Below are 10,111 nucleotides of genomic sequence, written 5' to 3'. Positions count from 1 at the left end.
CGAATACTCCCTGTATTCGAAGGCGGCGCAACACCGCTGGACGGGATGGATCGAAATCGAAGTGGCGATGTTATTTTGACCCGACGCCTTGGGACGCGAGGTGACTCATGAAGGCTGGCCGCATCCTGATCGTGGACGACGACGAGCGCCTGGCTGGCATGCTGCGCACGTACCTGACCGCTCGCGGATTTTTCGTGCAGCATCGGGCAGACGCGACGTCCGGCCTGCGCGAGCTCGAGGCGGGAACCTACGACGCGCTCGTGCTCGACGTCATGCTCCCGGACGGCAACGGCTTTGACGTGTGTCGCCAGGTGCGTGCCGGGTCCGATATCCCGATCCTGATGCTCACCGCCCGAGGCGACGAGCTGGATCGCATCGTGGGCCTGGAGCTCGGTGCCGACGACTACCTGCCGAAGCCGTTCAATCCTCGCGAGCTGCTGGCACGCCTGAACGCGATCCTGCGCCGGCGCCGGATGCCCGCACAGCCGCCCGACGCTGTGCTGCGGTTCGGGCGCCTTGAAATCGACCCTTCGCGACGCGAAGTACGACTCGACGGCGAGGTCAAACCGCTGACCAGCCACCAGTTCGCCCTGCTCAAGGTGTTGGCCGAGCGCGTGGGCCGCGTTCAGAGTCGCGAGCAGCTGATGGAAGCCGTGCGTGGCGAGACACTGGATGCGTTTGACCGCAGCATCGATGTACACGTATCGCGCATCCGTGCGGCCATAGAGGACGATCCCAGGGCGCCGCGCCGGATAAAAACCGTGCGCTCGGTCGGTTACGTTTTCTTGCCGCTCGCGGACACGAGCGCGACCGACGGCTGAATGCGCAAGCTCTACGCCCAGATCTACGTCGCCTTTCTGGGAGTCGCGCTGCTGTGCGTCGTGGTAGCGGCCGCGGCCTCGCACGCGCTGCGGGACGATTTGTGGGTGCCGCCGCATCTGAGACTGGCGGCGCGCTTGCTCTCGGAGCCGGCGGGCACGGCGCGCAGCGTTCAGGGACTGCCCGCGGCGGGCGCGCCCCGGTCCCACGTGAGAGCAGCGCTGCAGGATGTGTCCAATCGCCTCGGTGTCGAGCTGACGCTCTGGGGCGAGCAAGGCGACCTGCTGGCGTCATCGAACGCCGTTCTGCTCGAGCGGCAGCTCGATCGGCCCGAGCAGGGCCCGTTCCACCGCCGCGGGCGCTTCGGCATGTTGATGCGGCTTGACGACGGGCGCTGGCTCGCTGCCGCCTCGGCCCATGACCACGGCGGCCGGCGCCTCGGCCGGTTTCTCACGGTCTTGGGATTGCTGCTCGGAGCAGTGGCTGTGGGATGCTATCCCGTTGCCCGCCGCATCACGCGCCGCATCGAGCGGCTCCAGACGGCCGTGGAGAGTTGGGGCTCGGGCGATCTCGGCGTGCGCGTCCAGGTCACCGGGTCGGACGAGGTCGAGCAGCTCAGCCGGAGCTTCAACAGGGCATCCGAACGGATCGAGAGCCTGCTGAGACAGCAAAAGCGGGTCTTGGCGAGCGCTTCGCACGAGCTGCGCTCCCCGCTGGCACGCCTTTCGCTGGCTCTCGAGCTGCTCCAGGAGCGCGACCTCGCGCTGGAGCAGCGCGAGCGACTGCACACCGAGGCCGCCAAGGATATTCGCGAGCTCGATGAGCTGATCGGCGATCTGCTGCTCGCGGCACGGCTCGAGGACACCGCGCAGTCCAAGCACTTCGAGCAGGTGGACCTGTTTGCGCTCCTGCGCGAAGAAACGGCGCGCCTGCCCACGCCCTCGGAGCCGACCCTGCGGAATTCGAGCAGTTTCGAGCGCACCGGTCAGGCGCGCGACGAACCATCGGCGCAAGCCGGCGCGGGCCCCCAGCTGCAGGGCGACAGGCGCATGCTGCGACGGCTGCTACGCAACCTGCTCGAAAACGCGCGCCGCCACGGCGGCGGAAACGGCGTGGAAGCCTGGCTCGAGGTGCGCGAACGGGCTGTGCGTATCGTGGTGGCCGATCGCGGACCAGGCGTGGCGCAAGAGCTGCGCGAACGCATCTTCGAGCCGTTCTACCGCCCCGAGGGTCACAGCGAAGCCGGCGACGGCGGCGTCGGTCTGGGCCTGGCGCTGGTGCGACAGATTGCCGAGCACCACGGTGGCAGGGCCTACTACGAGCCACGCCAGGCAGGCGGCAGCCTGTTCGTTGCCGACCTTCCCACCCGCGCTGGCTGCATGCCGGTGCAAGAGTAGGGGAGGCTCTTGAACGATTCCGGCGGCCGGCTAGCTGGGCGGCGGTCCGAAGCTGCGCTTTGTTGGGGTGCCATCGCGGGACCGAGCCCGATGCCGAGGCCGAGGTCCGATGCGGAGGCCGAGGTCCGAATGCATTGCGAAGGCGGATGTCGGGTTCGGACGTCGGGTTCCGGGGTTCGGATTCTTGGTTCGATTCGGGTCCGATTCGGGTCCCGGCGTCCGTGTCGGGCCGGAGGACGCGGCACCTTGGCTATTGCGAAGACGGACGCGAACACGTAAGTGCATGACGCCGCTACGGGCGGACCGAGCCGGCTGCCGAGCAATGGCCCACCGCAGCAGAGCAAGGCACGAAGATGGCGGTCGAGGGCGCACCGTGTTTGCGGGCTTTCTCCGCGGCTACCTGCAGCTTTCGCAGCGACGTCCTGAAGCGCTGCTGGTCGCCTTTATCGCCCTGAGCGCCCTGGCGCTGAACTCCGCGCGGCGGCTCGACATCGATCCGCGCCTCGAGGCCCTTCTTCCTCAGGACACGCCCGCGCAGGCGGCGCTTAGAGAATTGAGGCGGCGGGTCCCCGGCAGCGCACCCCTTTACCTGGCGATCGAGTCGTCGGACGCCGCCCTCAACCGCCGCCTCGCGCTTCGGCTAAGGGACGAGGTGGCCACATGGCGTGAGAGCCATCAGGTCATCGCCGGGCGCGATCCCACGTTCTTTCTCGATCGGCGTTTGTTGTTCCTGCCGGAAGCCAGGCTTCGCGAGCTCGCAGATGCGGCGCAAGAGCGCATGCAATGGCAGCAATGCGAGGCCTTGCCCGGCTGCGTCAACTTCGACGATCAACCGGAGCTGCCAAGCGAGCAGCAGTTGATCGGCTACTACTAGCAGGTTCCGCAGGTGGCGACCCTGGTCAGCTTGATGGGCAGCTCCGTCTCGGACCTCGTGGCTGGCAGCGACGCCGTCGCAGCGAAGCAGGACGCACAGGCGGTGGACGCGGTCCACCGGAGCATGCCGGCCGAACCGAAAGGGCAGCTGTGCTCGCAAGCAGGACGTGTGTGCGTGGTGCAAGCGCTGCTCGCCGGCAACTCCTCCGACCTCGATTACGCGACGCGGATCCTCGAGCGCAGCGAGGAGCTGTTGGAGCGTGTCCGCCCGCAGGACGCTCCGTCCGATCTGCGACTCGTCGTGGGCGGCCAATACCGCAGCGCACCCTTGGGAAAGCGTTTGGCGGCCCGAGATTTACGCAAGACCGCCGTCCTGAGCTCCGCGCTCGTGCTGCTCGTAGTGTTCGCGCAATTCCGGGGACTGCGGGTGCTGCTGTACTTGGGCGCGCCCCTGGCAGCTGGCGCCGTCTGGACACTGGGACTCATCGCAAGCTTCACAGCGACCCTCAACCTCATCAGTGCCTTCGGACTGACTCTGCTTGCCGGTCTCGGCGTCGACTACGGGCTGCACCTGCTCACGCACTACGGAACCTATCGCGCCCGCGGAGGATCGGCGCAGGAGGCGCTCGGCGCCGCCTTCGACGAGCTCGGCAGCTCCATGCTGATGGCCACCGCCACCACGTGTTGCGGCTTTGCAGCGCTTGCGGCGGCGGATTTCAGCGGCTTTGCCGAAATGGGCATCATCGCTGCGGTCGGCACGACGCTGATGTTTCTTGCGACGGTCCTGCTGCTGCCGCCGCTGCTGCTGCTCGGACACCGGATCGTACCCGAGCGTCGCCCGCTCCTTCGAGCCTGGCCGCGCCTGCCGCGCCTCTCCTCCGCCCTGAGACGCACCCCGCGTGCGCTGGTGCTGGGCGGACTGATCGCCGCAGGCGCATTGGGGCTGAGCGCGCGCGACCTCGACTTCGAGTACGATTTCACCAAGCTGCAGCCACGAGAGATGAGCCACGGGGTCGACTGGGGACGCGCCATGCACGGGACCAGCCGTACCGCGATCGTGGTCCTTGGCGAGGACGCGGACAGCGTGGAACAGGTCGTTGCGACGCTGCGCAAGATGGGACCCGCTGGGTTCGCGCACGACCCGGACAGCTGGCTCGTGACCTCCAGCGCCTTCATCCCTCCCGATCAAGCAGCCCGGCTGGCGCAGATCGCCCGCCTGAGCAAGACCCTCGCAAAGGGCACGGCGGCAGGTACTTCGCAGCAGCAGCGCTTGCTGGCCCGCTGGAGGGCGCTGGCTGCTGTGCGTGATCCGATCGACGTCCAAAGCTTGCCGCGCTGGGTCACGCAATGGCTCACAGACAACGACGGGAACTTCGGGAGCTTCGGAATCATCTACACGGACTGGCCCGGATCGAACGCCAGGGAGATGGAACGTCTGGCGCGGCGTGTCGACAGCTGGCGCGAGCGGTTCCCGCAGGTGCGCTTTGCGGCGCCGTCTGCGTTGCTCGGCACGGTCATTCCTGCGCTGCGTGCGGATGCGCCCTGGATCGTGGCGCTTGCACTGCTGGGCTTGCTGCTTGGAACGCTGGTTATAGGGCGTTCTTTTTGGCGGACCCTGCTGGTGATGTTGCCGCTGTGCGTTTCCATGAGCATGGCGCTGGGCGTGCTCGTCTTGCTCGACATCAAGCTCAGCATGTACAACCTGCTGGTTTTCCCTCTGGCGTTCGGCCTCGGGATCGACGGCGCCGTGTACGTCGCATGGGGAATGCTCGGCGCTGATGCCGACAGGGGCGACTCCTTCGCCACCGGACGCGCCGTGTTCGGTTCCGCCACCACGGATGTGGCGGCCTTCAGCAGCCTCGCGATCGCCGCCAACCCGGGACTGGTTTCCCTTGGCGTCACGGCCGCCGTTACCCTCTCGAGCAACGTGCTCGTCAATCTGGTATGGTTGCCTGCGCTGGTACGCGTGGCGAAAATGCGGCGTTACCTGAGAACTGCTCAGCCCACAAGTTCGGCACACAAGGGGCCCTGAAGCTCGAGGCAAGGCATGAAAGCAAGCGATCTGTTCGTGCGCGCGCTCGAAAACGAAGGCGTCGAATACCTGTTCGGTGTGCCCGGTGAGGAGAACCTCGACCTACTGGAGTCCTTGCGCACCTCGACGATCAAGCTCGTGCTCACACGCCACGAACAGGGAGCCGGCTTCATGGCGGCCACCTACGGGCGTCTGACCGGGCGGGCTGGCGTCTGTCTATCCACGCTGGGGCCGGGCGCGACCAACCTCGTCACACCTGCGGCGTACGCTCATCTCGGCGGCATGCCGGCGCTGTTCGTTACCGGTCAGAAGCCCATCGGCGAAAGCAAGCAAGGGCGCTTTCAGATTCTCGACACGGTTTCGATCATGCGTCCGATCACCAAGCTGGCGCGCCAGATCGTGGACGCGAACAATATACCCAGCCTCGTGCGCGAGAGCTTCAGGCTGGCCGAAAACGAAAAGCCGGGGCCGGTTCACCTGGAGCTACCCGAGGACGTGGCCAGGGAGCCGACGGACCGGGTGCCCTTCGAGGTGCGCAACTGGGATCCGCCCGGGGCGAGCCAGTTCGCCTTGGCGACCGCAGCCAAGATGATCGAGCAGGCCAAGCGACCCCTGCTGCTTGTGGCATCGGGAGCCAATCGGAGCAGCACGCACGGCGCCGTGCGCCAGTTCGTCGACAGGACCGGCCTCTACTTCTTCACGACGCAGATGGGCAAGGGGGTCGTCGACGAACGCCATCCGCGCTGTCTGGGCACCGCGGCCCTTTCGGAGCACGACTACGTACACTGGGCGATCGACCACGCCGATCTCATCATCAACGTGGGACACGACGTGAGCGAAAAGCCCCCGTTCTTCATGCGGGCAAACGGGGCCAAGGTGATCCATCTCGGCTTTTTCCCTGCACAGATGGACGACGTGTACTTTCCGCAGCACGAGGTCATCGGCTGCATGGCTGCCAACCTACGATCGCTTGCTGAGCTTGTGAGGCCGCTCGCTCGCTGGGACGTGGCGTTGTTCGAGCGCATCCGTGCCGAGATCGACCAGCACGTGTTCGCAGCGCCCGACAGCAACACGTTCCCCAACATTCCCCAGCGTGTGGTGGCGGATGTCCGCTCCGCGATGCCCGACAACGGCATCCTGGCGCTCGACAACGGCATGTACAAGATCTGGTTCGCCCGCAACTACCGCGCGACCGAGCCCAACACCGTCCTGCTCGACAACGCGCTGGCCACCATGGGCGCCGGGCTGCCCTGCGCCATCGCGGCCAAGATGGTGCACCCCGAAAGGAGGGTGGTGGCCATCTCGGGTGACGGCGGCTTCATGATGAACTCCCAGGAGCTCGAGACTGCGGTCCGGCGCAAGCTCGATCTCGTGGCGATCGTGCTGAAGGATGACAGCTACGGCATGATCAAATGGAAGCAAAGCGGCATGGGCTTTGCCGAGTGGGGCCTGGACTTCGGCAATCCCGACTTCGTGGCTTACGCCAAGAGCTACGGAGCGCACGGGCACCGGATCGAAACCACGGGTGAGCTGGTCAAGGTGCTGGGCTTGTGCTTTGCCAAGGCAGGTGTTCACGTGATCGAGGTGCCGATCGACTACAGCGAAAACGAGAGGGTCTTCTACCAGGAGCTGCGCAAGAAGACCTTGACCCTGGGCGATGGAGCGAAGCGCACCGCCCAAGGATGACTTGCCCTTTTCGCAGGTCGCAAGCGCCGCCGGCTGTGTTGCACCTCTTCGAAGTATCCCGGATATTGCTGGTCGTCGCGCCTTGCCGGCGGCACCCGGTCCTTGGCGATCTGCACACGTTATGTTCCGGCGGTGCCCGACCCGAGTGATGGAGCAAAGGACATGACCGAGAAGCGAAGCGTGCAGGTGCTTTCTCCCTACGATCGCTCGAGCATCGGCACGCTGCCCGAGGCCGACGAGGCGCACTGCATGAGCGTGCTCGAGCAGAGCCACGCGCTGTACGAGCAGCGTGACCAATGGCTGCCCAAGCACGAACGGGTGGCGATTCTCAGCCGCCTGGCGGAGCTCGTGTCACAACGCCGCGAACAGCTGACGCTGCAGGCAGCGCGCGAAGGCGGCAAACCGTACGTGGATTCGCTCATCGAGGTCGAGCGGGCCGAGCAGGGCATTCGGGCCGCGGTCCACGAGCTGCACCACCTTGGCGGCGCGGAAATCCCCATGGGGCTGACGGCGTCATCGAGTGGACGGATGGCGTTCACGTACCGCGAGCCGCGCGGCGTCGTGCTATCGATCAGCGCCTTCAACCATCCGGTCAACCTGATTGTGCACCAGGTGATACCTGCGCTAGCCGTGGGCGCGCCGGTAATCATCAAGCCTGCCCCTGACACGCCGCTGTCATGCCGTTCGATCGTGCAGCTGCTTTACGAAGCCGGATTGCCCGAAGCGTGGTGCCGGATGGTGCTGTGCGAGAACGAGGTCACGCAAAAGCTCGTGGGCGATCGCCGCACCGCGTTCCTGAGCTTCATCGGCTCGCATCGGGTGGGCTGGTACTTGCGCTCGAAGCTGGCGCCGGGTGCGGCCTGCGCGCTCGAACATGGCGGCGTTGCACCGGTCATCGTGGACGCTACGGCCAAGCTCGACGATGCCGTGCCTTTGCTGGTGAAGGGGGGCTACTACCATGCAGGCCAGGTCTGCGTCTCCGTGCAGCGCATCTACGTGCAGGAGTCGAAACGCGAGCGCCTGTGCGAGCAGCTTGTGGGCGCGATTTCGCCATTGCGGGTAGGTGATCCGACGGCCAAGGACACGGATGTCGGCCCGCTCATCCGGCCATCCGAGGTGGATCGCGTTGCCACCTGGGTCGACGAGGCCGTGCGCGCTGGCGCCAGAGCCGCCATCGGCGGCAAGCGGCTATCCGAAACCTGCTACGCTCCCACCTTGCTGATCGATCCGCCCGACGACGCGCGTGTATCCCGGGAAGAGATCTTCGGGCCCGTGGTGTCCGTTTATGGGTATGGGGAGCTGGACGAGGCGATCGCACGCGCCAACGCCCCCGACGCCTTCTTCCAGGCTGCCGTATTCACGCAGGACCTCGGCGTCGCGCTACGCGCCCATCGGCGCCTGCGCGGCATGTCGGTTATGGTCAACGACCACACCGCGTTTCGCGTGGACTCCATGCCTTTTGGCGGACACCTCGCTTCGGGTCTTGGCTTGGGCGGAATCGGTTACAGCATGCGCGACATGAGCCTCGAACGCATGTTCGTCGTTCGCTCGAGCGAACTCTAGGGCTGGACCAAGCGATGCAGGGGGCCGGTCGCCTGCGCATCGTACCCTTGCAGCTGCTCTGGATCGGGGTGGCCTTTGCCTTTTCCGTCACCACCCTGCGAGCCGTCTGGGCCGCGGCCCGGGCTCGGCGTGGCTAGATGGTGACCGATGCCGGGTAACCCCATACGGTTTCACGAACACGGTTCATGACGCGGGTCAGGCTCGCCGCGCCGGTCACCGTGAACGGGTTCGAAATCAGCGCGCTCGAACGCGTGCGCACGTGCTGCAGCGTGATCGCGGGCATGCCATGGGCCCACGCTTCGCTCGAGCTCGTGGCTGTGATCGTGCGCCGCGGCGATCGAACCTGGGCCTTCGATGCCATGGGTCGCCGCGTCGAGCCGGACGAGCTCGACTTAGGGCCGATCCTATGACACCGACTGCGATCCCTGCGACAAGACCCTCCCGGCGGCCGGCAGTGGTAGCCCGGTGCCGAAGGGGCCCTCAAAACGGGCAGTCGATGGATCTGTCGTTCGGGCCGAGCCTGTTGCGGTTCTTGCAGCTTGGTATGCGCGTGCAGGGTGAGCTCAGCGAGCCCGCAAGCCAATCCCCCGTACCCCCGGGGAATTGGACCAGGAAATTGAACCCGACCCACACGTCCGGCCCCTCCCGAACGATCCCTTTCGGGTCCTTCATGCCGGTGAACATGTGGAGCGTCACGATGCCGCTCATGGCCTTTTCCTCGAAGACCGTGTGAAAATTGAGCGCGCCGCGGAAGCCGTTCTTCAGCTCCCCGTCGAGGCTAACCAGGTTCGGTGAGGCGAAAGCCCCGGGGCCATCCGGTGCGACCATGTACGTCATGGGCAGCTGGGCCTGGTGAATAGTGAAATCGGTGTGCTTGACCTCGACTTGACCACCGTGCAGTTGACCGTCGTAGAAGAGATCGGTGTCCACCTCGATTTCGTCCAACACGCAGGTGAGCGGATTCATCTTGTCGTCGCAGAGGTATTCGAGCTGGCAGATGTCGTCGATGGTGTTGCCCGCGAGCTCGACCGACAACGCCTTGCGACCGGGCAGGATCTCGCCGGGCACGCGTGCCGTCGCGGCTGCCTCGGGGCTGACCGTCATGCAGCCGGTCAGGAATGCGTGCTCGGGATCGCCTCTGTAGGGCGGGGGAGCTGTGAGGGGCGTTGCGCAAGGGTCCGCGGGAGCGCCGCCGCCGGGTAGGCCGGGGCCACCGGGTAGGCCGGGGCCGCCCGTGGGGCTGTCGCCGCCGCCGCAGGCCACGCTGAAGCCGAGCGTCATCAAAAGGGACGCACTGAGCAGGTTTCGATCCATGAATGCTTCTCCTTCAATCTCTATCACGCGTGCCGACCTTGGGATCGTTTCCCAGGGAGTGCTTGTATTCAGCCGCAACCTACACGCGCGCTCGCCGCTCCGCTACCCCATCCACGCCCGCCGACAAGCGCCCAGCCCGGCGCATTCGCCAGATCGGGGCCGCAGGTTGGGCCAGGATGGTCGCAAACAAAACAGAGCCGGCCTTGTAGTGGTCCGGCAGCGGCATTTCGGTCGGTTCGTTGACCTCGATATTCGGGCCGGCCTCGTGATTAGGGCCCGCGGGCCCTTACCGGATGCGCCGGATGCCGGGGTGCCTGTCGAAGCCACGATCGAAGCTGAGGATCTCGCGGACGCGATGGTGCGTCATCACGGCCGCGTGCACGGCATCGCGTGCGGATAGCTTGTCCGAGCCCATCAGGATGTCCTT

Annotated in this window: 9 protein-coding genes; 7 read left to right on the top strand and 2 right to left on the bottom strand. The window is 66.1% G+C overall.

From position 1 onward, the window contains the following. Nucleotides 1-107: 107 nt before the first annotated feature. From MJD61_07125 to MJD61_07095, 7 genes are all read left to right on the top strand, one after another. Entirely contained in the window at nucleotides 108-821 is a 714-nt protein-coding gene (locus MJD61_07125; GenBank protein ID MCG8555047.1) for a response regulator, read from the top strand. Then, nucleotides 822-2,216 (top strand): HAMP domain-containing histidine kinase, encoded by a 1,395-nt coding sequence (locus MJD61_07120; protein MCG8555046.1) that lies wholly within the window; start codon nucleotides 822-824, stop codon nucleotides 2,214-2,216. A gap of 322 nt (nucleotides 2,217-2,538) precedes the next feature. Continuing rightward, a complete protein-coding gene (locus MJD61_07115) occupies nucleotides 2,539-3,090 on the top strand; it encodes a hypothetical protein (GenBank protein MCG8555045.1) in 552 nt (183 codons plus the stop codon). A 12-nt stretch (nucleotides 3,091-3,102) separates the two neighbouring features. Further along, entirely contained in the window at nucleotides 3,103-5,121 is a 2,019-nt protein-coding gene (locus MJD61_07110; GenBank protein MCG8555044.1) for an MMPL family transporter, read from the top strand. 15 nt (nucleotides 5,122-5,136) lie between these two features. Continuing rightward, complete coding sequence (locus MJD61_07105) at nucleotides 5,137-6,807, top strand: acetolactate synthase large subunit (protein MCG8555043.1); 1,671 nt, start codon at nucleotides 5,137-5,139, stop codon at nucleotides 6,805-6,807. Nucleotides 6,808-6,969: 162 nt separating this feature from the next. After that, nucleotides 6,970-8,370: an aldehyde dehydrogenase family protein gene (locus MJD61_07100; GenBank protein ID MCG8555042.1), complete on the top strand. Its 1,401-nt coding sequence runs from the start codon at nucleotides 6,970-6,972 to the stop codon at nucleotides 8,368-8,370. Nucleotides 8,371-8,555: 185 nt separating this feature from the next. Then, on the top strand, nucleotides 8,556-8,780 hold the full coding sequence (locus tag MJD61_07095) for a hypothetical protein (GenBank protein MCG8555041.1): 225 nt from the start codon (nucleotides 8,556-8,558) through the stop codon (nucleotides 8,778-8,780). Between the two features lie 70 nt (nucleotides 8,781-8,850). Here MJD61_07095 and MJD61_07090 read toward each other — a convergent pair whose 3' ends face one another. Further along, nucleotides 8,851-9,684, bottom strand: coding sequence for a hypothetical protein (locus tag MJD61_07090; protein MCG8555040.1), 834 nt, complete (start codon nucleotides 9,682-9,684; stop codon nucleotides 8,851-8,853). A 286-nt stretch (nucleotides 9,685-9,970) separates the two neighbouring features. Next, complete coding sequence (locus tag MJD61_07085) at nucleotides 9,971-10,051, bottom strand: hypothetical protein (protein MCG8555039.1); 81 nt, start codon at nucleotides 10,049-10,051, stop codon at nucleotides 9,971-9,973. Between the last annotated feature and the right edge of the window lie 60 nt (nucleotides 10,052-10,111).

This window comes from Pseudomonadota bacterium, from assembly GCA_022361155.1.
Classification (GTDB): domain Bacteria; phylum Myxococcota_A; class Polyangia; order Polyangiales; family JAKSBK01; genus JAKSBK01.
Note: the sequence above shows the minus strand (reverse complement) of the source record. Positions and strands in the feature narration are given on the sequence as shown.